The sequence below is a fragment of the Flavobacterium sp. FlaQc-48 genome, from assembly GCF_044007335.1.
GTDB lineage: Bacteria > Bacteroidota > Bacteroidia > Flavobacteriales > Flavobacteriaceae > Flavobacterium.
The window spans coordinates 65,653-91,522 of the sequence record NZ_JBIPCR010000024.1 but is presented as its reverse complement, the minus strand read 5'-3'; the positions used below and the strand labels follow the sequence as shown (position 1 = coordinate 91,522).

The 25,870-nt window shown below is 33.8% G+C and carries 25 protein-coding genes; 9 read left to right on the top strand and 16 right to left on the bottom strand.

The features are described 5' to 3' along the window. Positions 1 to 555 precede the first annotated feature (555 nt). Entirely contained in the window at positions 556 to 2,175 is a 1,620-nt protein-coding gene (pafA, locus tag ACHRWY_RS25485; protein ID WP_395358455.1) for an alkaline phosphatase PafA, read from the top strand. 130 nt (positions 2,176 to 2,305) lie between these two features. Here pafA and ald read toward each other — a convergent pair whose 3' ends face one another. Beyond that, positions 2,306 to 3,424: an alanine dehydrogenase gene (ald, locus tag ACHRWY_RS25480; RefSeq protein WP_395358453.1), complete on the bottom strand. Its 1,119-nt coding sequence runs from the start codon at positions 3,422 to 3,424 to the stop codon at positions 2,306 to 2,308. 201 nt (positions 3,425 to 3,625) lie between these two features. Here ald and ACHRWY_RS25475 point away from each other — a divergent pair, with 201 nt between their 5' ends. Then, positions 3,626 to 4,084, top strand: a complete 459-nt coding sequence (locus ACHRWY_RS25475) for an Lrp/AsnC family transcriptional regulator (protein ID WP_055095431.1) — start codon at positions 3,626 to 3,628, stop codon at positions 4,082 to 4,084. Between the two features lie 62 nt (positions 4,085 to 4,146). Here ACHRWY_RS25475 and ACHRWY_RS25470 read toward each other — a convergent pair whose 3' ends face one another. Continuing rightward, positions 4,147 to 5,595, bottom strand: coding sequence for a glyceraldehyde-3-phosphate dehydrogenase (locus tag ACHRWY_RS25470; RefSeq protein WP_395358451.1), 1,449 nt, complete (start codon positions 5,593 to 5,595; stop codon positions 4,147 to 4,149). A 290-nt stretch (positions 5,596 to 5,885) separates the two neighbouring features. After that, a complete protein-coding gene (locus tag ACHRWY_RS25465; RefSeq protein ID WP_395358449.1) occupies positions 5,886 to 7,286 on the bottom strand; it encodes a trypsin-like peptidase domain-containing protein in 1,401 nt (466 codons plus the stop codon). Between the two features lie 159 nt (positions 7,287 to 7,445). Here ACHRWY_RS25465 and dapF point away from each other — a divergent pair, with 159 nt between their 5' ends. The 4 genes from dapF (at position 7,446) to ACHRWY_RS25445 (ending at position 11,049) form a co-directional block, all read left to right on the top strand. Beyond that, positions 7,446 to 8,228: a diaminopimelate epimerase gene (gene dapF / locus ACHRWY_RS25460; RefSeq protein ID WP_395358447.1), complete on the top strand. Its 783-nt coding sequence runs from the start codon at positions 7,446 to 7,448 to the stop codon at positions 8,226 to 8,228. Between the two features lie 34 nt (positions 8,229 to 8,262). Further along, a complete protein-coding gene (locus tag ACHRWY_RS25455; protein ID WP_395358445.1) occupies positions 8,263 to 8,796 on the top strand; it encodes a GNAT family N-acetyltransferase in 534 nt (177 codons plus the stop codon). 10 nt (positions 8,797 to 8,806) lie between these two features. Beyond that, positions 8,807 to 9,847 carry an endolytic transglycosylase MltG gene (mltG, locus tag ACHRWY_RS25450; RefSeq protein ID WP_395358443.1) on the top strand — a complete coding sequence of 347 codons (1,041 nt, stop codon included), beginning with the start codon at positions 8,807 to 8,809 and terminating at the stop codon, positions 9,845 to 9,847. A gap of 554 nt (positions 9,848 to 10,401) precedes the next feature. Then, complete coding sequence (locus ACHRWY_RS25445; RefSeq protein WP_395358441.1) at positions 10,402 to 11,049, top strand: peptidoglycan-binding protein LysM; 648 nt, start codon at positions 10,402 to 10,404, stop codon at positions 11,047 to 11,049. Between the two features lie 48 nt (positions 11,050 to 11,097). Here the strand turns inward: ACHRWY_RS25445 and scpA are convergent, their stop codons facing one another. From scpA to dnaA, 10 genes are all read right to left on the bottom strand, one after another. Continuing rightward, a complete protein-coding gene (gene scpA, locus ACHRWY_RS25440; protein WP_395358439.1) occupies positions 11,098 to 13,239 on the bottom strand; it encodes a methylmalonyl-CoA mutase in 2,142 nt (713 codons plus the stop codon). Positions 13,240 to 13,283: 44 nt separating this feature from the next. After that, positions 13,284 to 14,648 (bottom strand): methylmalonyl-CoA mutase subunit beta, encoded by a 1,365-nt coding sequence (locus ACHRWY_RS25435; protein ID WP_395358437.1) that lies wholly within the window; start codon positions 14,646 to 14,648, stop codon positions 13,284 to 13,286. A gap of 23 nt (positions 14,649 to 14,671) precedes the next feature. Then, positions 14,672 to 15,007 carry a septum formation initiator family protein gene (locus ACHRWY_RS25430; RefSeq protein ID WP_395358461.1) on the bottom strand — a complete coding sequence of 112 codons (336 nt, stop codon included), beginning with the start codon at positions 15,005 to 15,007 and terminating at the stop codon, positions 14,672 to 14,674. Between the two features lie 151 nt (positions 15,008 to 15,158). Continuing rightward, positions 15,159 to 15,767, bottom strand: coding sequence for a uridine kinase (udk, locus tag ACHRWY_RS25425; RefSeq protein WP_395358435.1), 609 nt, complete (start codon positions 15,765 to 15,767; stop codon positions 15,159 to 15,161). A 254-nt stretch (positions 15,768 to 16,021) separates the two neighbouring features. Then, a complete protein-coding gene (locus tag ACHRWY_RS25420; RefSeq protein ID WP_395358433.1) occupies positions 16,022 to 16,903 on the bottom strand; it encodes an SDR family oxidoreductase in 882 nt (293 codons plus the stop codon). Between the two features lie 78 nt (positions 16,904 to 16,981). Further along, a complete protein-coding gene (locus ACHRWY_RS25415) occupies positions 16,982 to 18,109 on the bottom strand; it encodes a methionine aminotransferase (protein ID WP_395358431.1) in 1,128 nt (375 codons plus the stop codon). 65 nt (positions 18,110 to 18,174) lie between these two features. Beyond that, complete coding sequence (locus tag ACHRWY_RS25410; protein WP_395358429.1) at positions 18,175 to 18,642, bottom strand: energy transducer TonB; 468 nt, start codon at positions 18,640 to 18,642, stop codon at positions 18,175 to 18,177. A 23-nt stretch (positions 18,643 to 18,665) separates the two neighbouring features. Beyond that, positions 18,666 to 19,379, bottom strand: coding sequence for an SAM-dependent methyltransferase (locus ACHRWY_RS25405; RefSeq protein WP_395358427.1), 714 nt, complete (start codon positions 19,377 to 19,379; stop codon positions 18,666 to 18,668). A gap of 72 nt (positions 19,380 to 19,451) precedes the next feature. Then, positions 19,452 to 19,919, bottom strand: a complete 468-nt coding sequence (locus ACHRWY_RS25400) for a low molecular weight protein-tyrosine-phosphatase (RefSeq protein WP_395358425.1) — start codon at positions 19,917 to 19,919, stop codon at positions 19,452 to 19,454. 9 nt (positions 19,920 to 19,928) lie between these two features. Beyond that, entirely contained in the window at positions 19,929 to 21,356 is a 1,428-nt protein-coding gene (gene dnaA / locus ACHRWY_RS25395) for a chromosomal replication initiator protein DnaA (protein WP_041517015.1), read from the bottom strand. A 187-nt stretch (positions 21,357 to 21,543) separates the two neighbouring features. Between dnaA and ACHRWY_RS25390 the strand changes: the two genes are divergently transcribed. Then, positions 21,544 to 21,948 carry an acyl-CoA thioesterase gene (locus ACHRWY_RS25390; protein WP_395358422.1) on the top strand — a complete coding sequence of 135 codons (405 nt, stop codon included), beginning with the start codon at positions 21,544 to 21,546 and terminating at the stop codon, positions 21,946 to 21,948. Between the two features lie 31 nt (positions 21,949 to 21,979). Here ACHRWY_RS25390 and ACHRWY_RS25385 read toward each other — a convergent pair whose 3' ends face one another. The 3 genes from ACHRWY_RS25385 to ribD form a co-directional block, all read right to left on the bottom strand. Continuing rightward, positions 21,980 to 22,612: an IMPACT family protein gene (locus ACHRWY_RS25385; RefSeq protein WP_395358420.1), complete on the bottom strand. Its 633-nt coding sequence runs from the start codon at positions 22,610 to 22,612 to the stop codon at positions 21,980 to 21,982. 162 nt (positions 22,613 to 22,774) lie between these two features. After that, a complete protein-coding gene (locus ACHRWY_RS25380) occupies positions 22,775 to 23,377 on the bottom strand; it encodes an HAD family hydrolase (RefSeq protein ID WP_395358418.1) in 603 nt (200 codons plus the stop codon). Beyond that, positions 23,370 to 24,419 (bottom strand): bifunctional diaminohydroxyphosphoribosylaminopyrimidine deaminase/5-amino-6-(5-phosphoribosylamino)uracil reductase RibD, encoded by a 1,050-nt coding sequence (ribD, locus tag ACHRWY_RS25375; protein WP_395358416.1) that lies wholly within the window; start codon positions 24,417 to 24,419, stop codon positions 23,370 to 23,372. Before ribD ends, ACHRWY_RS25380 begins: the two co-directional genes overlap by 8 nt. A gap of 107 nt (positions 24,420 to 24,526) precedes the next feature. On the opposite strand from ribD, the gene ACHRWY_RS25370 reads away from it, so the two are divergent. Beyond that, positions 24,527 to 25,012 carry a GNAT family N-acetyltransferase gene (locus tag ACHRWY_RS25370; protein ID WP_395358414.1) on the top strand — a complete coding sequence of 162 codons (486 nt, stop codon included), beginning with the start codon at positions 24,527 to 24,529 and terminating at the stop codon, positions 25,010 to 25,012. 7 nt (positions 25,013 to 25,019) lie between these two features. Further along, on the top strand, positions 25,020 to 25,829 hold the full coding sequence (locus ACHRWY_RS25365; protein ID WP_395358412.1) for a hypothetical protein: 810 nt from the start codon (positions 25,020 to 25,022) through the stop codon (positions 25,827 to 25,829). The last annotated feature ends 41 nt before the right edge of the window (positions 25,830 to 25,870 follow it).

Below are 25,870 nucleotides of genomic sequence, written 5' to 3'. Positions count from 1 at the left end.
CCTTTCTTTTAAAAACCCTGTTTCTAACGAAACGGGGTTTTTTGTTTTCTATGGGTTTGTGATTTAACGGCAAGGTGCGCAAGGTTTAACTTTAAAGCTTTGCGAACTTTGCGGTTTTACTTTGCGGGCTTTGCGGTAAAAAAAAACTATTTATCACAATTATGACCATAGATTGTGCGCTCGCATGCTTGAAACCACTGCCAACGTTTACGAAATTCTATAAATCGCCTGGCAAGCTTTTGCAGGCGTAATATTTTGGGATTTTTAAAATTTGGATTTTCTTTTAAAAATAATACTTCTCTTTATTTATGTCTGCGTTAGGGATGGCAGCGGTATCCTTTTGCGATATCCTAATCCGCTTGGTCTTAAACAATACCACTCTCGCAAAAGATTTAGCGTACAGCCCGGCCCGGAGGGAAACGCCCACAACAATTCTTGAATAATTTTCTGTAACAGTTTCTGTTAAATTATAGTCATTTTTAAGTTTTAAATTATAGTGGGTTAGTCTATCTAGATGTGAATCTGTATTTTTGTACTAAATATTATAATTTAAGTATGAAAAAAAGTATTGTATTGTTGACATTGTTTGTTATCTCAAATTTAAGTGCTCAACAGCGCCCTAAGTTGGTAGTAGGTATTGTAGTAGATCAGATGAAAATGGAATATTTATATCGGTTTTCAGATGATTTTTCACCAAACGGATTTAAGAGATTGATGAATAATGGATATACTTTTCAGAATATGCATTATAATTATATGCCGACTTATACAGCTCCTGGACATGCTTCGATTTACACGGGAACTACACCAGCCACACACGGAATTGTAGGTAATGAATGGTTCAGCAGAACACTTGGTAAAGAGATGTATTGTACCGATGATGCCGGAGTAAAAACGGTTGGAGATGGTACTGCAGAAGAAGGGGCTATGTCTCCAAAAAACCTGCAAAGTACTACAATTACGGACGAAGTAAGAATGGCTACTAATTTTGAAGGAAAAGTTATTGGAATTAGTCTTAAAGATCGAGGCGCGATTTTACCAGCGGGGCATTTTGCGAACTGGGCTTTTTGGTACAGTAAAACAGGTTCTTTTATTTCTAGTAGTTTTTACGGAGAAAAATTACCTGAATGGGTGTCTCAGTTCAATAGCGAGAAACATTATATGACTTATATTAATAAAGGTTGGGATTTGTATAAGCCAGCTTCAGCTTATAACGAAAGTTTACCTGATAATAATCCTTATGAAGGTAAATTGTTTGGAAGTGCCGCTCCTGTTTTTCCGTACGATTTGAAATCAATGTATGAAAAAAATGATGCGGGAATTCTAAGGGCAACTCCTTTTGGAAATGATTTATTAGCTGAATTTGCTATGAAAGCCATTGAAAAAGAGGAATTAGGAAAAGATAACGTTACAGATTTTTTGACTGTAAGTTTTTCTTCTACTGATTATGTGGGGCATTTACTAGGACCACGTTCTATGGAACTTCAGGATACTTATTTAAGATTAGATCAAACTATAGCAGACTTTTTAAATTATTTGGATAAAACGGTAGGAAAAGATAATTATTTACTTTTCCTGACTGCTGATCATGCAGGGGCTGAAAACGTTATTTATTTAAAAGACAGAAAGTATAATGTAGATAATTATCCGTCGAAAGAAGTTAAGAAGAGTTTGCAGGATTTCTCTACTAAAACTTTTGGAGCTGATTTAATTTTAAATTACTCAAACTTTAATGTTTTCTTCAATAAGCAAATTATTAAAGATAAAAAGTTAGATTTGGTAAAAGTAAAACAAGCTTTTAAAGAGTTTCTGATTTCGCAGCCACAAGTTAAGAAAGTATATACTGAAGAAGAAATTTTAGCGAATGGAGGAAATGACTACTATTTGAATTTTGTAGCAAAAGGTTATGATGTGACTCAAAATGGTGATTTAGTTATTATCGATAAGCCCGGAGATATTGAGTATTCAACAACGGGGACTTCACATGGTACACCTTATAGCTATGATACTCATGTACCTGCTATTTTTTACGGATGGCATATTAAAAAAGGAGAATCTTATGATAAGAAAGCCATTACTGAAATTGCTCCAACAATAGCACAGAAAATTAAGGTAGCTTTCCCAAATGGAACTGAAGCAAAAGTATTGCAGGAAGTTTTGGATGAGAAAAAATAGTTTCCTATTGGATGTATAAAGTAAAAACCTGTCATAAATTATGACAGGTTTTTTTATGGACAAAAAAAAGACTTTTCAATTAAGAAAAGTCTTTTATAGTGTTTAGTAAGCACTTATTTTAATGTTAGCACTATGCGTTTGCTAACACTAACTCTTCATTGAAGGGAAGATTCCAGGCCTCAGCAACTCCTTTGTAAAGGATTTTTCCGTTAGCAATGTTTAATCCTTTTTTCAATTCTTCGTTTTCATTACAAGCTTTTTCCCATCCTTTATTTGCTAATTGTACTGCGTAAGGCAAAGTAGCATTTGTTAAAGCTAAAGTTGATGTATAAGGAACAGCACCTGGCATATTGGCTACACAGTAGTGTACAATATCATCAATGATAAAAGTTGGATTTTCGTGTGTTGTTGGAGTACAAGTTTCGATACAACCTCCCTGATCAACTGCAACGTCAACAACAACAGTTCCCGGACGCATTAATTTAAGCATATCACGAGTAATTAAGTGAGGTGCTTTTGCTCCTGGAATTAAAACAGCACCAACAATTAAATCAGCATCAGCGATTGCTTTAGTGATATTGTAGTGATTTGACATTTGTGTATTTACGTTTGCAGGCATAATATCATCTAAATAACGTAAACGTGGCAAACTTAAATCCATAATAGTTACCTGAGCCCCTAAACCAGCAGCCATTTTTGCAGCCTGGGTTCCAACGATTCCTCCACCTAAAACTAAAACTTTAGCAGGAGGTACACCTGGAACACCGCCTAAAAGAATTCCTCTTCCTTTTAAAGGTTTTTCAAGATATTTAGCACCTTGTTGGATAGCCATACGACCAGCAACTTCAGACATTGGAACTAATAATGGTAAGCTACGATCTGTTTTTTCTACTGTTTCATAAGCCAGACATACAGCACCTTTCTCAAGCATAGCATGAGTTAATGGTTCTGATGAAGCAAAGTGAAAGTAAGTAAATAATAATTGATCTTTTTTAATTAATGGATATTCAGATGCAATTGGTTCTTTTACTTTAATGATCATTTCAGCGATAGCATATACTTCTTCAATAGTTGCTAAAACTACTGCGCCAGCCTCTGCATATTCCTGGTCGCTAAAACCACTTCCTAAACCAGCAGTTGCCTGAACATATACAGTATGTCCATGTTTTTTCATTTCAGAAACACCGGCAGGAGTTAAGGCCACACGGTTTTCATTGTTTTTTATTTCCTTTGGAACACCTATTATCATCTTGTTATATTTTTTTTGTTTTTATTAAAATTGTTTTACAAAACTACAGATAGAGAATATATTATGGATTAAGTGCTGATAAATAAGAAAATATTATTTTATTTAATACTTTTACAGAAAAATATTCTTTTTAAAAGCGAATAGAGTCCTTAAAAAAGAAAAAATGACTAAGTTTTATTAATTACAGAAAACGTTTTCGTTATGGCTTTAGATGAAATTGACAAAAAAATCTTACGACTTTTACAGGAAAATGCGCACTACACTTTAAAAGATATTGCGAACAAAATAAACTTGTCTTTAACGCCTGTTCATGACAGGGTGAAACGTCTTGAAAAAGAGGGTGTTATTGAGAAATATGTTTCGATTTTGAACAAGAAAAAATTAGGAAATAATCTGACTGTTTATTGCCAGGTTACCTTAACAAAACAAACTTATGATACATCAGAAGGATTTAATCAATCGATTTTAAACTTGCCTGAAGTGGTCGAATGTAATTATGTTTCTGGTAATTTTGATTATATGCTTAAAATTATCATTCCGGATATGGAAAGCTATCATCAGTTTCATCAGAAAAAATTGTCTGTGTTGCCGGAAGTTTCTCTAATCAATACGGTTTTTGTAATTTCAGAGGTAAAGAGTACAACAGTTTTGCCTATTTAAAATAGTAAAACCATCAGGAGATCCTGATGGTTTTAGAATGGTTAATGTGTTTTGGTTTTATATTAGTAATAAGTAAAACGTCTTACTTTGGCAATATATTTGGCCAGACGAATTACCTGATGACTGTATCCGTATTCATTATCATACCAAATATACAGTACAATGCTTTTTCCGTCTTTTGAAACAATTGTAGCATTACTGTCATAAATAGATGGTGCAGATGTTCCAACAATATCCGAAGACACAAGTTCATTGTTTAATGAATATTTTATTTGCTCTACCAGTTCACCTTCAAGGGCATATTTTTTCATGATTTTATTAATAGCAGGAAGCGAAGTTGCTTTTTTTACTTCTAGATTTAAAACGACTAAAGAACCATTTGGTACGGGAACTCTAATAGCATTTGAAGTTAATTTTCCTTCTAATGATGGCAGTGCTTTTGCAACTGCATTTCCGGCACCGGTTTCGGTAATCACCATATTTAATGCAGCAGCTCTTCCGCGACGGTATTTTTTATGCATATTATCAACCAGATTTTGATCGTTTGTATAGGCATGAATAGTTTCTAAATGACCTTTTACTACACCTAAAGTGTCTTCGATTGCTTTTAAAACGGGTGTAATAGCATTTGTAGTGCATGATGCAGCAGAGAAAATGTCTATTTCATCAGGATTATATTCGTTGTGATTTACGCCATGGACAATATTTGGTATTCCTTTTCCGGGTGCGGTCAATAAAACTTTACTTACACCTTTTGAAGTTAAATGTCTTTTCAATGCTTCTTCGGTTGTAAAGGCACCTGTGTTGTCGATTACTAGTGAATCATTGATTCCGTATTGTGTATAATCGATTTCTTCCGGAGAATTTGCCGCGATAACATGTACAGTAGTTCCGTTTATAATTAATGCATTATTTTTTGGATCAGCAATTACAGATCCTTGAAAATCTCCATGGATTGAATCATATCTAAGTAAAGAAGCTCTTTTCTCTAGTGTAGATGCATCATTTTTGTCACGGGTTACAATTGCTCTCAGGCGCAATTGATTTCCTTTTCCGGTTTTAGACATTAATTCTCTGGCTAATAAACGTCCAATTCTTCCAAAACCATATAAAACAACGTCTTTTGGCTGAATTTCTTCTGAAGATTTTGCTTTTTTCAATTTGTCAATTACAAAATATCGTGCATCGGGATATTTTTCATCTTCTAAACGATATTCGTAAGTCAGTTTTCCAAGATCTATTTTTGCAGGTGGAAGATCGAGCGATAAAACAACTTTTGCGATTTCAACCGAATCAAAAATGGTGATTGGTTTACCTACAAATTCACCTGCATATTGATGTAAATTGATAATATCGCTGACATTTTTATCAAGTAATTGATTTTTAAATAAAACCATTTCAATTGATTTATCATACCATAAATCACTTATGACTTTGATTAATTCGACACCAGCTCTTCTTCGGTCGACTTGTAATGATACCTCTTTCTGGTACAACGTTTTTTTGCTCATAATTGATTAAATTGAAAAAATAAATAAACAAATATTTTTAAATTTTGCGCAAAAGTACTTATTTCAATCGATTTCGTAAGCTGTTTTGTGATTTATTTTTGAAACCGCTTAAAAAAAATATGTTCTCAGGAAGCATAAAAAATAAGCTTTGGACAAGTAAAAATTAAATCCTTTTTCAAAAAAAACAGCCACCTTATTTCTAAGATGGCTGTTTTTTTAGTGTTTAATCTCAGTAAACCATTTTCAGTAACTTAAAACTGAAAAACTGTAACTTTAAATTGCGATTAATTTTAAATGATAATTCTAAGTATTTCACCGTTTCTATTGATCATTTCGATGCGTACACTTTGTCCTTCATCTTTTTTGTTTAAAAGTTTAGAAACAGTTTCAATATTAGTAGCTTTTACATTATCAATACTCAGGATAATATTGCCCTGTAGTTCGTTTTGATATTGTGCCAAATTCTCATTGTTGATGTTTTTAATTTTTACTCCGTAATCAATTCTAAATTTCTTTTTATCAGAAGCATCAATATTTTCTAGTTCTATTCCTTTAAATTCAGTGCTGTAAAATTCGTTTTTGCTTAAAGTTACCGGAACTGTTTTTGTTTTTCCATCTTTAATGTAAGTTACTTTCACAACATCGTTTGGTCGTTTGGTATTAATGTAACCAGAAAGGTCTGCGTAAGTTGAAATGTTTTGATCGTCAAGTTTTACAATAATATCTCCTTTACCAAGTCCTGCTTTTTCGGCACCGGAATTTTTGGAAACTTTACTAATATAAAAACCTTGTGTTTCAGTAACGCCCAGTTCTTTTGATGCTGTACTGTTAAGTTCTCCACCTTCTACACCGAGAATTCCTCTCTGAACATTTCCAAATTCCATAATATCCTCGATAATTTTTCGGGCAATATTAGAAGGAACAGCAAATGAATATCCTACATAAGAACCTGTCATAGATGAAATCATAGTATTAATTCCGATTAATTCACCTCTTGTATTGACCAATGCACCACCACTGTTTCCTGGATTTACAGCAGCATCAGTCTGAATAAAGGACTGAATTCCGTTAGTATCTAGATTTCTTGCTTTTGCCGAAACAATTCCAGCAGTTACCGTTGATGTTAAATTATACGGATTTCCAACTGCCAGAACCCATTCACCAATTTTTACAGAATCTGAATTTGCAAAAGCTGTATAAGGTAATTTTTCATTGGCGTCGATTTTTAATAATGCGATATCCATTTTAGAATCAGTACCAATTAATTTGGCTTTGTATGATTTTTTATTGTTCAGAGTAATCTCGATTTCTGTCGCATCCTTTATTACATGGTTATTGGTTACAATGTACCCATCTTCTGAAATAATCACTCCGGATCCGGTTCCAACTTGTTCCTGTTGCTGTTGACCACCGTAACCATAGAAAAATTCCATCATAGGATTATTAACAGTTCTTCGCGAAACATTTTTTACGTGTACAACAGTATGAATTGTTTTATCTGCTGCAGCTGTAAAATCTACCGTTTCAGCAGATAAAGCCACATTCTTTCCAAATGAGTTGGGGGCAAGAGTTACAACAGAATTTTGTCTTCCAAAAAAAGAGTTGTTGCTTTCAAATAATAACTTGTAAGCACCAAGGGTTGTAGCACCACTAAGTAGTGAAACCAAAAATAAGGTTGAAAGTCTTTTCATAGTTATATTGTGTATTTAAGTTGTTATAATTTATGTTTAGGTAATTTTACGTAAAAATAATTCAAAAAATTAACGAATAAAATGGTTTAACGCTCTTTAACATTGATTAACATTTCATTAATTATTTGTTCGTACTTTTGTAGTATTAATGTAAAAAAAATGCAAATAGAATTTTATAAATATCAGGGTACGGGGAACGACTTTGTAATGATTGATAATCGTTCAGATTTCTTTCCAAAAGAAAATATCAAAGTGATTGAACATCTATGCGACAGACGTTTCGGAATAGGAGCAGATGGCCTTATTTTATTGGAAAATGATGCTGAAACTGATTTCAGAATGGTGTATTATAATTCAGATGGAAATCAGAGTTCCATGTGCGGAAACGGAGGACGTTGCTTAGTGGCTTTTGCAAACCAATTGGGAATAATCGAAAACGAAACAACATTTATGGCAACAGACGGTTTGCATCACGCCTCAGTTGGGCAGGATGCTATTGTCTCTTTGCAGATGATTGATGTTGATGAAGTACAACAAAACGATTCCTATACCTTTTTAGATACTGGTTCTCCACATCATGTACAGATTGTTGAAGATCTCGAACATTATAATGTAAAAGATAACGGTGCTGCTATTCGCTACGGAGATTTATATGGAGAAAAAGGAAGCAATATTAATTTCGTGAAGAAAGTAGATGACGATACATTTTCACTTCGTACTTATGAAAGAGGTGTTGAAGATGAAACTTTAGCCTGTGGAACCGGGGCAACCGCAGTGGCAATTGCTATGAATGCTATTGGACAAACAAATAAAACTTCAATTAACTTAAATGTTGAAGGAGGCAAATTAGTGGTGTCTTTTGATAAACTGGGAAATCATTTTACAAATGTATTTTTGACCGGACCTGCAAAATTTGTTTTTAAAGGAACAATAGAAATTTAATACTAAAGCGGGATTATCAATCTCAAATTTAAAAATGATTACACTCAAAGGAGAAAATATTTATCTGCGAGCATTAGAACCTAATGATTTAGAGTTTGTGTATGCAATGGAGAATGACGAAACTATTTGGGAAGTCAGTAATACCCAAACACCTTACAGTCGATTTTTGGTTCGGCAGTATCTCGAAAATGCGCAGCAGGACATTTATGAAGCCAAACAATTGCGATTAGCGATTTGTCAGGATCAGGATTTTCCAGCCATAGGATTAATCGATTTATTTGAATTTGATCCCAAAAATAATAGGGCCGGTGTCGGAATTGTTATTCAGAGTGGTGAAAAGAGGAATCAAAAGATTGGATCTGAGGCATTAGAGCTTTTAATTAAATATTCCTTTCATAATTTAAATTTGCATCAATTATATGCAAATATTGCTGTAGGAAATGTAGCAAGTATAGCACTTTTTACTAAATTTGGCTTTGAGAAAATAGGAATCAAAAAGGATTGGATTTTGCTAAATAACCGCTATCACGATGAAGCAATTTTTCAGTTAATTAACAAACAAATTTAAACTTTATACTTTGAGCTTAAAAAAAATAATCACGATATCTGCTGTAGCCGTAATTTCAGTATTAATGATTTATGGATTTATTTTAATTAATAAAATATTCAGCGCCAATACTAAATTCGAAGAAAAAGAACTTTATGTATATGTACCAACTGGTGCAAATTATACAGATGTAAAGAAAATATTAGAACCCTATATCAGGAATTTTGACAATTTTGAAATGGTCGCCAGTAAAAGAAGTTATCCTGAAAATGTAAAATCAGGTCGCTTTTTGCTTAAAAAAGATATGAATAATATTGATCTGGTCCGTGCGATGCGTTCAAATGTTCCTGTAAAATTAGCTTTTAATAACCAGGAGCGTTTAGAGAATTTTGCAGGAAGAGTAGGTTCTGAAATAGAAGCAGACAGTTTATCGTTAATGAAAGCATTTAAAGATCCGGCTTTTCTGGCAGCAAATGGTTTCAACGAAGAGAATGTCTTTGCTATGTTTATTCCTAATACGTATGAAATCTATTGGAATACCCCGGCAGAGAAATTTCGTGATAAGATGATTAAAGAGTATCATAATTTCTGGACGCCTGAAAGAATTGAAAAAGCAAAAAAACAAGGTTTAACTCCTGTTCAGGCTACTATTTTGGCTTCTATTGTTCATAAAGAATCAGTTAAAAAAGATGAACGTCCGCGTATTGCAGGAGTATATTTAAATCGTTTACGTTTAGAAATGCCCTTACAAGCAGATCCAACGGTTATCTATGCCTTAAAATTAAAAGACAATAATTTTGATCAGGTTATAAAAAGGGTCTTTTATAATGATTTAGTTATGAAATCCCCATACAATACCTATGTAAATATCGGACTTCCTCCCGGGCCTATTGCAATGCCTGATATTACAGCGCTGGAAGCAGTTTTGAATCCGGAGAAAAATGATTATATTTATTTTTGTGCGAGTGTTGAACGTTTCGGATATCACGAATTTGCTTCGACATTAGCAGAACATAATGTAAATGCAAAAAAATATTCAGACTGGATCGCTAGTCAGGGTGTAACAAGATAGTTTTTTAATTAAATAAAAGATTAATATTTAACCGAAGTTCTGAACTTCGGTTTTTTTATGGCTTAAAAGTATCATTGAATCTTCTGAATTTGATATATAACTAAAAAGCAATTATGGCGGTGGATTTAACTATTGCATTTTTTATAATGGAAAAAAAATATTTTTTTAAATTTTAATGAGTCGTTTTTGAGGAAGGGGATTTTTTTGAGACCCTAATTTTTGCTTTTTCTCTTAAATTAATCTGAATTTTTTTAAAATTGAAATTTCATTTAGCGTTTAAAACGACTTAATAGTGTAGGTTTAATCTTCTTATTTTAACATATTTGATAAAAATTTGATAAAAATGACATTTTTTAAGTTTATTTTTTTTCGCTTTTGAAGCATAATCACCACTTGGGCGAAGTACTGGAATACTGCATGAGCAAAGGGCTAAAGCGAGATTTTATAATTCTTTAAAACATGTAAACTGTTGATTTACAGTATTGTTTTGTATTTCTTATCTTTGCACCGTAGAAATTTCAAAGAGGTGACAGCGTTTTGAAGAAAAACAATTTATGATAAAGAAGTGGTATTTTTATGCGAGTTTGATCGTTATTATTACATTTTTAAGTTTGGGTTTTAAACCCTTTAATCTGGAAACCAAACCTTGGTTTTTAATAGAAAAAACAGATGGATCCGAATACTTATTTCCATCGCAAAAAGAGGATGATTATCCTGAATTAAAAAAAGTAAATGTCATATTTACAGAAAAGCGCCTTATAAGTTTTAAAGAAGCGGTTGCTTTTAAAGAATCTCAGGGAAAATACCGATTGGTAAATTCTCTTGGTTACATGGGTAAATACCAATTTGGCCCTCAAGCCTTACGATCTGTTGGTATTCACAATGACAAAGCCTTTTTAAAAGATCCTGCCTTACAGGAAAAAGCATTTGTTGCTTTATTGTCTAAAAACAAATGGATTTTACGCAATGAAATTGAAAGGTATGAAGGTAAAATAATCAATGGTGTTCAAATTACCGAATCGGGTATTTTAGCAGCTGCACATCTTGGAGGAGCTGGTTCAGTCAAAAACTTTTTCAAAAATAATGGAAGCAGACATTTTAGAGATGCCTACGGGACTTCATTAAAAAGTTACATGAGAGCTTTTGGAGGTTACGACCTTTCTCATATTGAAGCAGATAGTGATGCTACAATAAACGATTAAAAATTACAAGCATAAAAAATCCCGATTGTTCGGGATTTTTTATGCTTTTTAATCAATAAGGATTTCTAAAATTTTGATGGCAGCTTCACTAATTTTGGTTCCGGGACCAAATACAGCTACTGCTCCGGCATCAAACAGAAATTGATAATCCTGGGCCGGAATTACACCGCCAACAATTACCATGATATCTTCACGTCCGTGTTTTTTTAGTTCTTCTATTACTTGCGGCACTAATGTTTTGTGTCCTGCAGCCAATGATGAGACACCTAATATATGTACGTCATTTTCTACAGCTTGTTTGGCAGCTTCAGCCGGAGTTTGAAAAAGAGGACCAATGTCTACATCAAAACCTACATCGGCATAACCGGTTGCTACTACTTTTGCACCTCGATCATGCCCGTCTTGTCCCATTTTGGCAATCATTATTCTGGGACGTCTCCCTTCTTGTTTGGCAAAGGCATCAGCTAACTGTTTTGCCTTTTCAAAATTTTCGTCGTTTTTTATTGCTGCACTATACACACCGCTAAAGGATTTAATTTGCGCTTTATATCTGCCGAAAATACTTTCAAGGGCATCGCTAATTTCGCCTAAAGTAGCCCTGTTTCGGGCGGCTTCAATAGCAATTTCCAGTAAGTTTCCTTGCCCGGTTTTAGCACAAAGTATTAATTTTTCGAGTGATTGATTTACTTTTTCGGTATCTCTTGTTGCTTTTATTTCCTGAAGCCTTTCTACTTGTTGTTTTCGAACCATTTGATTGTCAACATCCAAAATATGCAAAGGATCTTCTTTGTCCAATCGATATTGATTTACACCCACAATAATATCCTGTCCACTGTCTATTCGGGCCTGTTTTCTGGCTGCTGCTTCCTCAATTCTTAGTTTTGGAATTCCGGCTTCAATGGCTTTTGTCATTCCGCCTAATTCTTCTACTTCTTCAATAAGTTTCCAGGTACTTTTTAGAATTTCATTAGTCAGACTTTCAACATAATAACTGCCTCCCCAAGGATCGACAGTTTTGGTTATTTTGGTTTCTTCCTGTAAAAAAATCTGCGTATTACGTGCTATCCTTGCCGAAAAGTCTGTAGGCAGTGCAATAGCTTCATCAAGTGCATTGGTGTGCAACGACTGAGTTCCTCCAAAAGCGGCTGCTGTTGCTTCGATACAAGTCCTGGCAACATTATTAAAAGGATCTTGTTCTGTTAAGCTCCATCCGCTTGTTTGGCAATGTGTTCTTAAAGTCAGGGATTTGTCACTTTTAGGATTAAATTGCTGTACTAATTTTGCCCAAATCATTCGTCCGGCGCGCATTTTGGCAATTTCCATAAAATGATTCATTCCGATTGCCCAAAAGAAAGAGAGGCGGGGAGCAAATTCGTCAATGGTCATTCCTGTTGATAATCCTGTTCGAATATATTCTAAACCGTCGGCTAACGTATAGGCCAATTCAATATCCGCAGTTGCGCCGGCTTCCTGCATATGATATCCTGAAATAGAGATAGAATTGAATTTGGGCATTTTTTTGCTCGTAAATTCAAATATGTCTGCTATAATCTTCATAGAGGGTGTTGGCGGATAGATATAGGTGTTACGAACCATAAATTCTTTCAGAATGTCATTCTGGATTGTTCCTGATAATTTTTCAATTGCTACACCCTGTTCTTCAGCTGCAACAATATAAAATGCCATAATAGGCAAAACCGCCCCGTTCATGGTCATCGAAACAGACATCTCGTCTAACGGAATCTGATCAAACAATACTTTCATGTCTTCAACAGAATCAATTGCAACACCTGCTTTGCCAACATCACCTACAACTCTTTCATGATCTGAATCATAACCCCGATGTGTAGGTAAATCAAAGGCAATAGAAAGTCCTTTTTGTCCTGCTGCCAGATTTCGTCTGTAAAAAGCATTGCTTTCTTCTGCGGTAGAAAATCCTGCATATTGACGAATTGTCCAGGGACGTCTTACATACATTGTAGCGTATGGTCCTCGTAAATTGGGCGCAAAACCAGCTCCGAATTCAAGAAACTCTAAATCTTCGATATCTTTTTCAGAATAGTTTTTCTTGAGTTCAATTCCTTCAGCCGTGTAAAAGTTTTGAGTTATAGGTTCAGAGTTATTAGTCAGTTCGTCTAACTTTTCGCTTTTAACATCTAACTTAATATGTTTAAGGTCTTTTCTTATCATGGAAATACTCTTTTGAGCAGTTTATTAATTACTTAGAAAAACGATTATTCAAGTTCCAGCCTTTCCTGTTCCAGTTTTTCTGCCAGTCTTTTTTCGATTATGGGTGTAATTAATGTTTTTCTTGGTTTTATTTTTACAAAAGGAAACAATTCTAAATCGTGTTTCATTTTGTCGTCTTTGTTTGGGTATTTATTTGTTCCCAACAAGACTTCTTTTTTAGAATCGAATAATTCCTGTTCTTTAGCTGCGCTTTCCTGAATCTTCTTTTTAATAGTTCCGTCGTTTAAAAGTTTGAGGAAACCTCCATTGGCTTCAATATCTTTAAATAAAGTAAGACTTTTTTCTGCCAATTGCATGGTGAGGCTTTCTATATAATAACTTCCATCGGCAGGATTATCGACTTTATCAAAGTAACTTTCGTGTTTTAAAACTAATAATTGATTGCGGGCAATTCGATCACCAAATTCATTGTCTTTATGATATAGAGAATCGTAAGGTAAGTTTGCCACGGCATCTGCACCACCTAAAATAGCCGACATACATTCGGTCGTAGTGCGAAGCATGTTTACATTGTAATCGTAAATGGTTTTGTTGCGTTTAGTTGGTGTAACTAAGAAATGACATTCTATATCCGGATTATATTCGGCAGCAATTACTTTAAAAAGCATTCGAAGAGCACGAAGTTTTGCAATTTCAAAAAAATAATTCGTTCCTACCGCTATTTGAAAAACAATTGTTTTTGTAATTGGGGATAAACGATTTAAATATTCGTTTGCATGTGCTAAACTATAGGCAATTTGTTGTGTAATGTTGGCACCGGCATTTTGATATAACCCTGAATCTATACTTAAAAGGGAGAGATTTGTGGTGGCTTTTGCAATTTTCTCAATCGTTTCGAAATTACTTTTGTCAGAAGTCGTAAACCAGTTTCCTTCTCTTGCAAAGTGGCCAATTGGGTCCATATTACAGAAAAAAATGGCTTTTTTTTGTATAGAAATGCTATCCAGTAATTTTACGAAATCGATTGAAATGAATTTCAAATTAAAGTAAACGGTCCTGTTTTCTAAAGGAAGAGTTTCTAATAATTTTTGAACATCGGTTTTTTCGTTTTCGATAGTAAAACGTAAACTTTCAGCACCTCTTTCGATAGTGTTCATAGCTCTTTGAATCGATTTCTCGATATCGTATACAAAGATGTTTTGACAAATTTTAAAATTGGAAGCCTGTGTTTTTACCTGAGCTGCCCTGGAAAATTCGTCTATGTGATAAAACGGTTTAACCTGAAGATCTTCGGGAGAATGCCAAATTACGGTTTCGTTATAATCGGCTCCGTCTAATTCAAACTGAATTTTTTGTTTCCATTGTTTGGATGAAATCGGATTAAAATCGTCGAATAGGGTAGTAGCCATTGGGATTGTGTGCTTTTTTCTGATTATTCTTTAGTATCTTGAATAGTATCTCCTTCAAATTGAATGATGTAAATGTCTTCGCTGTCTTTTTTCATGAAGTACTTTTCGCGGGCATATTTTTCTATTTGTTCAGGATTTTTAAGTTGCTTGATCTGTTCCTGATCTTTTTTTATTTCTTTTTGGAAATATTTTTTATTATCCTGCAATTCATTAATCTGTCCGTCTAAAAAACGATGATCAAAATAAGAGTAATTGTCTAAAAATAACATCCAGACCACAAAAAACAGCAGCACCCAAACATATTTATTGCTCAGGAGTTTAAACCATCGTTTGCCTTTGTATGGATTTTTTATTTTCATTTTCATTTAACCTGTTATTTCTAGTAATTTCAATTGGTGTTTTTAGCCCCGATAGTAGTGAAAACCCTTTGGTGCCGGTGTTCGGCACAAAAGGTTGAAACGAATAGCGGGAATAGCTCCTAACTTTTATGGAATAAATTTACGATAAAAATTATGAAATTCGTTGATTAATTACAGCCCGGACTACATCAATGGCAACAGTATTATATTTATCATTAGGGATAATAATGTCAGCAAAAGCTTTTGAGGGTTCAATAAATTGCTCGTGCATTGGTTTTAAAGTGTTTTGATAACGTGTTAAAACCTCATCAATATCACGTCCGCGCTCTGAAATATCTCTTTTTAAGCGACGAATTAACCTTTCATCAGAATCGGCATGAACGAATACTTTAATATCAAAAAGTTCTCTTAGTTCCGGATTAGTCAAGATTAAAATTCCTTCGACAATCATTACTTTTCTTGGATGCGTTGATACCGTATCGTCAGTTCTGTTATGTTGTATAAACGAATATACCGGCTGATCTATCGTTTCACCTGCTTTTAAAGCTTTTAGATGTTTTACCAATAATTCAAAGTCAATTGCACGAGGATGATCAAAATTTATTAATGCTCTTTCGTCAAAAGATAAATTGGTTGTTTCTTTATAATACGAATCCTGAGAAATTACGCCCACTTCAGTGTCTGGTAATTCGTTCATGATTTGATGTACTACTGTTGTTTTTCCACTTCCTGTTCCACCTGCAAGTCCAATAATGAGCATAAAATTTGATGTTATATATTTGTCCGGCAAAAATAATAATTTAAGTGGATTGTCTAAGCATATTAACGTATTTAACCATATAAGTGATATAAGTAAATTTACGCAAACAGATATTTAAACAATTTATTAGTTCATTGAACTTATATCACTTATATGGTGAAAAACATAAAAAAATCCCGAAAGCAGAACCTTCGGGATTTAGTGCAATCAGTATAGTTTAAATAAAATATTCTGAATTTAGTAAGCACATAAAATTATTTATTCTTTTTTGCTTTTATCATCATTTCAAGCTGGTCCCAAAGTTCTTCAGGAATTGCTTCTAATAAATTAAATTGTCCGGCGCCTTTTAGCCATTCACCACCATCAATTGTAATAACGTCTCCGTTTACATAAGCTGAAAAATCAGACACTAAGTAAGCGGCTAAATTCGCTAATTCCTGGTGATCACCTACACGTTTTAAAGGTACTTTTTTTGCCATATCGAATTTTTCAGCTAAATCACCCGGCAATAGTCTGTCCCATGCCCCTTTTGTTGGAAATGGCCCCGGAGCAATGGCGTTAGAACGGATTCCGTATTTTGCCCATTCTACAGCCAGACTGCGTGTCATAGCTAAAACTCCTGCTTTTGCAGTTGCACTAGGTACCACATAAGCAGATCCTGTCCAGGCATAAGTCGTTACGATATTTAAAATCGTAGCCGATGTTTGTTTGCTGTCAATCCAATGTTTTCCAAAGGCTAGCGTGCAGTTTTTGGATCCTTTTAATACAATATCTATAACAGTATCAAATGCATTTGCAGATAAACGTTCTGTTGGAGAAATGAAATTTCCGGCAGCATTGTTTAATAGAACATCTACTTTCCCGAAAGCTTTTAAAACTTCCTGAAGCATATTTTCTACTTCTTCATAATGACGAACATCACATTGAAGTGGTAAACATTTTCCTCCCGTTTCAGCTTCAAGTTCTGTAGCAGTGTTTTTTAGCTTTTCTAAATCTCTCGAAGTGATAGCCACCTGAGCACCTAATTCCAAGAAATATTTAGTCATTGCTTTTCCTAAACCACTTCCTCCACCTGTAACGACAATGACCTTACCTTTTAAAGCGTCATCTCTCAACATTTTATCTGTATAGCTCATATTTTTCTCTTTTTTATTACAATATTAATTAAATAAATAGGATGCACGCATAATAATGTTATAAAATTTTGATAAACTTTATATATCACACAATTTTTTTGCAGCAGATTCTAAGGTAACATTGTCTTTGGCAAAACAAAAACGGATTAATTTTTGATCTTTATGATCGGAGTAAAAAGTAGAAATAGGAATAGCGGCAACGCCATGATCTGTGATTAATTTTTTGCAAAAAGTAACATCATCGTCTTCTGAAATGTTAGCATAAGAAACAACCTGAAAATAAGTTCCTTCGCAAGGTTTTAATTCAAATCGACTGTTTTGAAGTAGTTTTTGAAAGTAATCCCGTTTTTCCTGATAGAATTTTCCGAGAAGATTTACATCAACAACATTTAAATATTCGCTTATAGCAGCTTGTGAAATACTATTAACGCTAAATACTAAAAATTGATGTACTTTTTTGATTTCTTTCATTAGATGCTCAGGTGCAACGGTATAACCAATTTTCCACCCCGTAATATGAAATGATTTTCCGAAAGAAGAAACCATGATGCAGCGATCTAAAAGAAAATCTTTGGTATGTGCCGAAATATGTTTTTCTTCAAAAGTAATGTATTCGTAAACTTCATCAGATAAAACAATAATGTCAGGATGTTTTGAAAGCAATTTTTCCAATTGAAGAAAATCAGCTTCTGTCAAAATTTTCCCGGTTGGATTATGCGGATTATTGATAATAATCATCTTCGTTTTTGACGAACACGCTTTTTCTATAGTTTCCCAATTTGGGGTGTAATCATTGTTTAATGCAACACGAACTGGTTTTGCGTTACAAAGTAAAACCGGAGATTCATAAGAATCATAACTCGGATCCAGAATAATAACTTCATCACCCGTTTTTACCAAAGCTAAAATCGAAGTAAAAATTCCCTGAGTGGCACCGGCAGTAACCAGAATTTCAGTTTCGGGAATAATGGTTCTGTTGTATGAACTCTGAATCAATTTTGCAATCTGATTCATCAATGGTGGAAAACCTGCCATTGGTGTATATTGATGCACATTTTCTTTGGATAATTTTGCCAAAATATCTGTTAATCGTTCGTCAACAGGAAAGTTTGGGAATCCCTGCGAAAGATTGATTGCATTGTATTCAGCTGCCATTTTTGACATTACCGTGAAAATACTTGTGGTTACATTTGGAAGTTTACTCATGAAAAAGTTTGATTAAGGGAAAACTTGTGAGTACAATATAAGGAAATTTTTATTTTGTTGAATAATTACTTTACGAAATTATTTACAGAAACTGGTATTGAATATAATGTTCTAACAGTAGTATTGTTTTGTTTTCCGGGAATCCATTTTGGAGACATTTTTAAAACACGTATAGCTTCTGCGCCGGTTTCAAAACCAATGTCTCTTAAAACTTTAATATCACTTAATGAACCGTCTTTTTCTATTATAAAAGTTAGATATACTTTTCCTTTTATTTCTGTATTTTTTGGATTTTTATAATTTTCCTTTAAAAAACGATCAAATGCTTCTTGTCCTCCAGGAAATTCTGGTCTTACTTCTAGTCCAGCTGTATTGTAAACTTGATTTTTTTCTTCAATAACTTCGCTGGTTGGTTTGTAAGGAAGTTCTTCTGAGTTTTTAGGGGATGTCTTGCCGGAAGAATCTTTTGTCCTGGTTTGAGAAAATATACTTTGCACAGAACAGATCAAAATGAGGATTAAAAGCTTTTTCATACATTATGGTTTTAAAGTTAGTTTTACATTTTATGAATAATAAAAATCGTAGGTCTGTTATGTAAATCAACCTTTAATTTCTTCCAATCTGAAATACGCATCGTTTTAATGAATTCTGTTGGTAAGGTGATATCTGTGGCAATACACAGATGTGTAGACGGATTTAAGATTTGCAGAATATCTTCGACTAATTTATTGTTTCTATAAGGGGTTTCAATAAAAAGTTGTGATTGATTTTTATCCTGAGATAATTTTTCAAAATATTTTAATGCCGATTTTTTTTCGTCTTTATCTATTGGTAAATACCCGTTGAATGTAAAACTCTGACCATTCATTCCGGAAGCCATCATGGCCAGTAGAATAGAAGAAGGGCCAACTAGAGGTACAACCTGAATTCCTTTTTCATGAGCCAGTTTTACAATTACAGCACCGGGATCAGCAACTCCTGGGCAACCTGCTTCGCTCATTAAGCCCACATTTTTGCCTTCTAATAAAGGTTTTATGAAGTCTAAATGTTCGCTTGGTTCAGTACGTTTATTAAGTGTGAAAAGTATAAGTTCTGATTGTTTTTTCTCAGGAGAAACTGCTTTTATTGATTTTCTGGCGGTTTTTTCGTTCTCAACAATATAATGATCTATAAAATCGATACTTCTTTTTACGGTTTGTGGTAAAACGTCCATCGGATCACTTTCGCCCATTGTTGTTGGAATTAAATATAATTTTCCTGGGAGTTTCATTTTGTGATATTTTAGGGTTTAAAGCAAAAAATGTATTTTAATTATCGTTAAGTAATTAAAATACAAATTAAATTAGGAATGTTTTTCGATAAGTTTTTGGGCTATAATTTCAGCAACTTCATCCAGCATCTGGTAAACATTGTCAAAACCATTAACAGCTCCGTAATAAGGATCTGGAACATCTACATTTTCATCCGGAAATAATTCGTTTAAGATAAGATGTACTTTGTTTTTGTGTTCCGGAGTTTTAGCCAGCTGAATGACATCACGGTAATTTGAACTGTCCATGACATAGATATAATCAAATTCGTCAAAATCAGCGATTTTAAATTGTCTGCCTTTTTGATTGTCAATACATAAGCCGTTTTTTTGCGCTACTGCAATCGAGCGTTTGTCGGGAGCATGACCAATATGCCATGATCCTGTTCCGGCAGAATCAACAATAAATTTATCCTGAGGTAATTTTGCTGCTAGAATACCTTCTGCTAAAGGTGATCTGCAAATATTTCCCAGGCAAACCATTAAAATTTTTACTGGCATGATTCGCGTTTATAGCGTTAGTTTTTTATTGATGTCTTCGACAAATTTCTTGAATTGTTTATCTGTAGAAACTAAATTGTCAACGGTTTTACAAGCGTGTAATACGGTAGCGTGATCACGGTCCCCAATTTGTGAGCCAATGTTTGCCAAAGAAGCTTTGGTAAATTTCTTAGCAAAAAACATAGCCAGTTGTCTTGCCTGAACAACGTGCCTTTTTCTGGTTTTAGATTGAAGCGTTTCGATATCCAGCTGAAAATAGTCAGATACAATTTTTTGAATATAATCGATAGAGATTTCTCTCTTTACGTTTTTGACAAATTTCTCTACAACACTTTTTGCCAGTTCAATGGTAACTTCTTTTTTATTGAAAGAAGACTGAGCAATTAATGAAATAATAGCACCTTCAAGTTCTCTAACATTAGATTTAATATTGCGGGCAACATATTCAATAATATCTTCAGGCATTTCGACACCATCGCGATATAAAATGTTTTTTAAGATCGAAATTCTGGTTTCGTAATCCGGCTGATGTAATTCAGCAGATAATCCCCATTTAAAACGGGATAACAAACGTTGCTCAATGTCCTGCATGTCAACAGGAGCTTTGTCTGATGTTAAAATTACCTGTTTTCCGTTTTGGTGCAGGTAGTTGAAAATGTGGAAAAATACGTCCTGAGTTCCGGATTTTCCAGATAAAAACTGAACGTCGTCAATAATTAAAACGTCGATTAATTGGTAAAAGTGAATGAAATCATTACGATTATTCTTTTTTACCGAATCAATATATTGTTGTGTGAAAATTTCGGCAGAAATGTATAAAACCGTTTTTTCAGGATATTTATCTTTTACTTCTACACCTATAGCGTGTGCTAAGTGTGTTTTTCCTAAACCAACTCCGCCAAAAATCAATAATGGGTTAAATGATGTTCCTCCAGGTTTATTGGCAACAGCCATACCTGCTGAACGGGCCAGACGGTTTGAATCTCCTTCAAGGAAATTATCAAAGCTGTAATTGGCATTTAACTGCGACTCAATTTTTAAATTTCTAATTCCGGGAATTACAAACGGGTTTTTAAGTTCAGGGTTTAAGTTTTTAAACGGAGCATCAACCTCCTGAGGTTTCATTGGAACTCTGTTGGCACTTGGTAGCTGTTCAGTAAACGGTTGTTTATTACCATAAGTGTTCTCCATTTTAATTTTATAGAGTAACTTTGCGTTTTTTCCCAGTTCTTTGGTAAGCGCAACTTTCAATAATTTAACATAGTGTTCTTCTAACCATTCGTAGAAAAATTTACTAGGTACCTGAATATATAACGCGTTGTCGGTTAGCTCAACTGATTTGATTGGTTCAAACCAAGTTTTGTATGCTTGATCTTGAATATTGTCTTTTATAAAGGACAAACAGTTTTCCCATACCGATTGAGCAGTTTTAGTCATAGATTCAGATAAATTTTCTTATTATTGATAAAGATTCTCCTAATAAAAAAGGAGCAATTTTATTCCGTATTTCGGGATAACAAATATGTGAACAAATTTCTGTAAAAAAAAATATTTTGGACTCTAATTTTATAAAAAAAAGTTGTAAGTGAACTTTTGAAAGTTAAATTTTTTTAATACATAATTAATGAAAAATCATCAAACTCAGGTACGGGTTCGTTACTCTGAAACCGATCAAATGGGCGTTGTTTATCACGGAAATTACGTTCCGTATTTTGAGATAGGACGCGTGGAATGGCTTAGAAATAAAGGGGTTTCTTATAAAAGTATGGAAGAAAGTGGTATTGGGTTGCCCATTGTTTCCATGCAAATAAATTATAAAAAATCAGCGCGCTATGATGAGCTTCTTACAATTCATACGACTTTCAAAAGTCAATCCTCGGTGAAGATTGAATTTGACTGCGCGATCTATAATGAAGCGAATGAGTTATTAACAACTGCGGTGTTTATTTTAGTATTTATTTCGTTAAAAACAGGTCGCCCGACGGCACCTCCGGAATACATTTTAGAATTATTTAAAACATTAGTATAATTGTTAAAATGTACTGGGTTTTAATGTCAATTTATATAATTTTAATGTCGATTTCGAACATTAAATCAAAAATGTCGAATACTGTTTCGGCATTTTTTTTTCGGGTTTTCGTTCCTATTTTACCTATTGGAAGACCGGAAACCTCGTTAATCTCCATTTCCTGAGAAGTAATTTCCAGTTTCTTTTCTTTAATAACACGCATCACTTTGTTCATGTTTTTATAATCAAAAGAGATTAAAAAGTGAACATCAATTGTTTTTTCGATAATTTGACAACCTTCAAGTGTCATTTGTGCAGTTGTTTTATAAGCTGCAATTAATCCGCCAACACCTAATTTTGTACCGCCAAAAATTCGAACCACAACAACAAGAACGTTGGTTAGTCCAAAAGATTGTATCTGTCCGTAAATAGGAGCTCCGGCACTATTATTAGGTTCTCCGTCATCATTAGCGCGATACGTTACTTTTGGAGCGGTGCCCAGTTGGTAGGCATAACAAAAATGAACGGCATGAGGATGTTGTTTTTTTAAGACTTCAATTATAGGTCTTACTTCATCTTCAGTTTCTATAGGAAATGCATAACCAAAGAACTTGCTTCCTTTTTCCTTGAAAAGCACTTCTTCTGATTCAAAGGCAATGGTTTGATACGTATCGTTATATTCCAAAAGTAAAATTTCTAAATTATATGAGTAAAATAAGGTAAAGGTTTTTTTATCCAGATTTAAAAAGATCCAGGCTGATTTACACAGATTATAATTAAACCTGCTCCAATCTGCGTGAAAAAAATCCTTCTGATCTTTTTAATCTGTCGCTAAAATAAAGAGTACCTAAATTATTTTTTTTTCAAACAGATCCACAACATCTTCCTGGCCCACTTGTAAGTTCCAGATATTAAATCCTAATGCAGCTGCAGAATCTGTGTTTTCTTTTTTATCATCTACAAACAAAGTACGTTTTGGTGATAACTCATGTTTATTGATTAAGTATTGAAAAACTTCAGCATTGGGTTTTCTCATTCCAATTTCAAATGAAAAATAGACTTTTTCAAAACATTGGTAAAAATCGCTGTAGAAAGAAATGCCACTTTTATTTTCGAAAGTTTCAATATGGATTGAATCTGTATTGCTTAATAAGAACAAGCGGTACTTTTTAGAAAGCATTTGTAGAAACTCCAATCGGTATAGAGGAAAATCTGCCAGAACAGCATTCCAGGCTTCCAGAATTTGTTCAGTTGAAGCGTTTGGAAGTTCTTTTTGAAAACCGGCCAAAAAATCAGCATGCGAAATATCTCCTGTTTCGAACAAAAGATTCAAACGCTCCAATTCTGCATTCCACTCTGTCATGCCTAATTTTTGCAATCCTGAAATGGTAGCTTGTTTATCTAAATTGATAAAAATGTCTCCAAAGTCAAAAATGATAGTATCAATCATGATTTCTAATATATATTAATTCGTCGCTTTGAATGTAGGTTTTGGTTGCGTTTTTCTTTTGAATTATGGGTGCTTTTGTTCCCTTTTCGAAAGTGGTGTTTCCAATAAAAATTCGGGCTTCATCCCAGATATCCTGATCAATAAAAGTTTGTAAAGTTTGCAATCCGCCTTCAATAATAATAGACTGAATCTGATTTTGATATAAAATGCCCAAAATTTGCGGAACAATATTTTGATTAAAATCAATTACTTCAAAGATAGTGTTTTCTGCTGATATGATATTTTCAGATTTTGTAAATACAATCGTTTTTACACTGTCGTCAAAAATAAAACTTTCTTTAGAAATCCGATTGTTTTGATCCAAAACAACTCTTACCGGATTATTCCCTGACCAGTCACGAACATTCAATCTTGGATTGTCGGCTATAACTGTTTGTGTGCCCACTAAAATTGCTTGTTCCTCGCTTCGCCATTTATGAACCAATTGCCTTGAAAACGTATTGGTAATCCAAACAGGCCTGCGTTCCGGATTGGTTATTTTTTCAGGGGCTAAAAAACCGTCCTGGCTTTCGGCCCACTTCAATATAATATAAGGTCTCTTTTTTTGATGAAATGTAAAGAAGCGCTTATTTAGTTCGTTACACTCTTTTTCTAAAATACCAACCGTTACATTTGCTCCTGCAGCAATTAGTTTTTTGATGCCATTTCCTGCCACTTTTTCGTTTGGATCGACTGTTCCCACAACTACATTTGGGATCTCATTTGCGATAATTAAGTCGCAACAAGGCGGTGTTTTTCCAAAATGGCTGCAAGGTTCAAGGCTCACATATATAGTTGCTTTTTTTAAAAGCGATTTGTCTTTTACAGATTTTACGGCATTTACTTCGGCATGCGGCTCTCCGGCTTTTTTATGCCAGCCTTCACCAATAATCTTATCTTCGCAGACGATGACACTTCCTACCATTGGGTTGGGGTAAGTAGTCCCAAATCCATTTTTGGCAAGCTCGATACAACGTTTTATGTATTTCTCATGTATATTCACGATACAAAAGTAATTATTTTTGAGTTTAGTCCCGATAGTTTTAGGATAGTTGAGAAACTATCGAAAAAGTATATTTACTTTTGTAATGGATTACAAGAATAAATAAAATGGAAAAATGGCTTATAAGAGCAATTGAAAAAGAAGACAATCAGGCAGTTGCTCAGTTAATACGATCGGTTTTTGATGAAATGGGAATACCAAAGGTAGGAACAGCATACGAAGATGCGTATTTAGATTTAATGTTTGAAGAATACAGTAAATCAAAGGCGGTTTATTTTGTAGTTGAAAAAGAAGGTAAAATTTTGGGATGTTGCGGAATTGCCCCTTTAGAGAATGGTGATCCGGAAATTTGTGAATTGCAAAAAATGTATTTCCTGCCTGAAACCCGTGGCTTGGGAATTGGAAGTAAAATGATGGCAAAGTGTCTGGATAAAGCCAGAGATTTTGGATTTAAAAAATGCTATATCGAGACGATGCCGTTTATGCATGCCGCTCAAAAATTATATAAAAAATCAGGTTTTGAATATTTAGATGCTCCAATGGGAAATACAGGGCATAGTTCTTGCCCGGTTTGGATGTTAAAAACATTATAAGTTGACTATGAAAAAAATAATTCTTCCATTTTTGATGCTTTCAATATTATTTTCCTGTAAAGATCATCATGACGTAAAAACTCAAAAGTCTTTAAAACCGGTTAAGAATCAAGTCGTTAAAGACTCCGTTGTAAACGATGAAGTGGTTGTTGAAGAAGATTTTAAGAATGACTTTGATATCTTGCTTCAGCATGGATACAGAGATGATGAAGGCAGTAATCCGGCTAATTCCTTAAATAAAAACTGGGTTGATTTGTTCGAAGAAAATGGAGAATATTATCTTGGAAAAGCTGATTTTAAGATTGAAAAAGGATTCGACGAATGTGTCGGGGATTCTTTGAGATCGATTATTTCCAAAAACAAATCACTTTTGTTTATGGACTATTCACAATTGAAATTGGGAAAAATAAAGACTTTGAAATTGGCTAAAAACAAAATCTGGCCTGACGAAAAAGTAACTTTAAAATTCAATAATACAGACTATGTTTTTAGGGCTGAAGGAAAAGTGCTGTCTACTGAAAAAAGAAGTTTAGATGATAATAAAGAAGAAGTTTATAAAAAAGTAGAAAACTATAAACTTTATTTAAAAGCCAATAACGGACCTGAAAAATTGCTTTTGCAAGTAGACACATTCAATGATACTTTTGTTGAATTGCTTTTTGCCGGAGATATTGATAATGATGGAAAACTGGATTTTATTTTTGGTGCAAACCGGGATTATGAAGAAACGCGTGTTATGTTATTTCTTTCTTCAAAGGCAGAAAATGAAGAGCCTGTAAAAAAGGTTTCTCAAATCGCCATACAATTCGATTGTTAGCAGAATTCAGGCAAAAAGTATAAAAAAACACTGCTTAAATA

What these genes read in the sequence shown, in the direction of transcription:
- ACHRWY_RS25410 (WP_395358429.1), bottom strand. Translation starts at nt 18,642, where the DNA reads ATGAAAAAGCTTTTAATCCTCATTTTGATCTGTTCTGTGCAAAGTATA.
- ACHRWY_RS25405 (WP_395358427.1), bottom strand. Translation starts at nt 19,379, where the DNA reads ATGAAACTCCCAGGAAAATTATATTTAATTCCAACAACAATGGGCGAA.
- ACHRWY_RS25390 (WP_395358422.1), top strand. Translation starts at nt 21,544, where the DNA reads ATGAAAAATCATCAAACTCAGGTACGGGTTCGTTACTCTGAAACCGAT.
- ACHRWY_RS25470 (WP_395358451.1), bottom strand. Translation starts at nt 5,595, where the DNA reads ATGAGCAAAAAAACGTTGTACCAGAAAGAGGTATCATTACAAGTCGAC.
- ACHRWY_RS25455 (WP_395358445.1), top strand. Translation starts at nt 8,263, where the DNA reads ATGATTACACTCAAAGGAGAAAATATTTATCTGCGAGCATTAGAACCT.
- ald (WP_395358453.1), bottom strand. Translation starts at nt 3,424, where the DNA reads ATGATAATAGGTGTTCCAAAGGAAATAAAAAACAATGAAAACCGTGTG.
- ACHRWY_RS25370 (WP_395358414.1), top strand. Translation starts at nt 24,527, where the DNA reads ATGGAAAAATGGCTTATAAGAGCAATTGAAAAAGAAGACAATCAGGCA.
- ACHRWY_RS25415 (WP_395358431.1), bottom strand. Translation starts at nt 18,109, where the DNA reads ATGAGTAAACTTCCAAATGTAACCACAAGTATTTTCACGGTAATGTCA.
- scpA (WP_395358439.1), bottom strand. Translation starts at nt 13,239, where the DNA reads ATGATAAGAAAAGACCTTAAACATATTAAGTTAGATGTTAAAAGCGAA.
- ACHRWY_RS25420 (WP_395358433.1), bottom strand. Translation starts at nt 16,903, where the DNA reads ATGAGCTATACAGATAAAATGTTGAGAGATGACGCTTTAAAAGGTAAG.
- ACHRWY_RS25465 (WP_395358449.1), bottom strand. Translation starts at nt 7,286, where the DNA reads ATGAAAAGACTTTCAACCTTATTTTTGGTTTCACTACTTAGTGGTGCT.
- dnaA (WP_041517015.1), bottom strand. Translation starts at nt 21,356, where the DNA reads ATGACTAAAACTGCTCAATCGGTATGGGAAAACTGTTTGTCCTTTATA.
- pafA (WP_395358455.1), top strand. Translation starts at nt 556, where the DNA reads ATGAAAAAAAGTATTGTATTGTTGACATTGTTTGTTATCTCAAATTTA.
- dapF (WP_395358447.1), top strand. Translation starts at nt 7,446, where the DNA reads ATGCAAATAGAATTTTATAAATATCAGGGTACGGGGAACGACTTTGTA.
- udk (WP_395358435.1), bottom strand. Translation starts at nt 15,767, where the DNA reads ATGCTCATTATTGGACTTGCAGGTGGAACAGGAAGTGGAAAAACAACA.
- ACHRWY_RS25445 (WP_395358441.1), top strand. Translation starts at nt 10,402, where the DNA reads ATGATAAAGAAGTGGTATTTTTATGCGAGTTTGATCGTTATTATTACA.
- ACHRWY_RS25400 (WP_395358425.1), bottom strand. Translation starts at nt 19,919, where the DNA reads ATGCCAGTAAAAATTTTAATGGTTTGCCTGGGAAATATTTGCAGATCA.
- ACHRWY_RS25365 (WP_395358412.1), top strand. Translation starts at nt 25,020, where the DNA reads ATGAAAAAAATAATTCTTCCATTTTTGATGCTTTCAATATTATTTTCC.
- ACHRWY_RS25380 (WP_395358418.1), bottom strand. Translation starts at nt 23,377, where the DNA reads ATGATTGATACTATCATTTTTGACTTTGGAGACATTTTTATCAATTTA.
- ACHRWY_RS25435 (WP_395358437.1), bottom strand. Translation starts at nt 14,648, where the DNA reads ATGGCTACTACCCTATTCGACGATTTTAATCCGATTTCATCCAAACAA.
- ACHRWY_RS25475 (WP_055095431.1), top strand. Translation starts at nt 3,626, where the DNA reads ATGGCTTTAGATGAAATTGACAAAAAAATCTTACGACTTTTACAGGAA.
- ACHRWY_RS25430 (WP_395358461.1), bottom strand. Translation starts at nt 15,007, where the DNA reads ATGAAAATAAAAAATCCATACAAAGGCAAACGATGGTTTAAACTCCTG.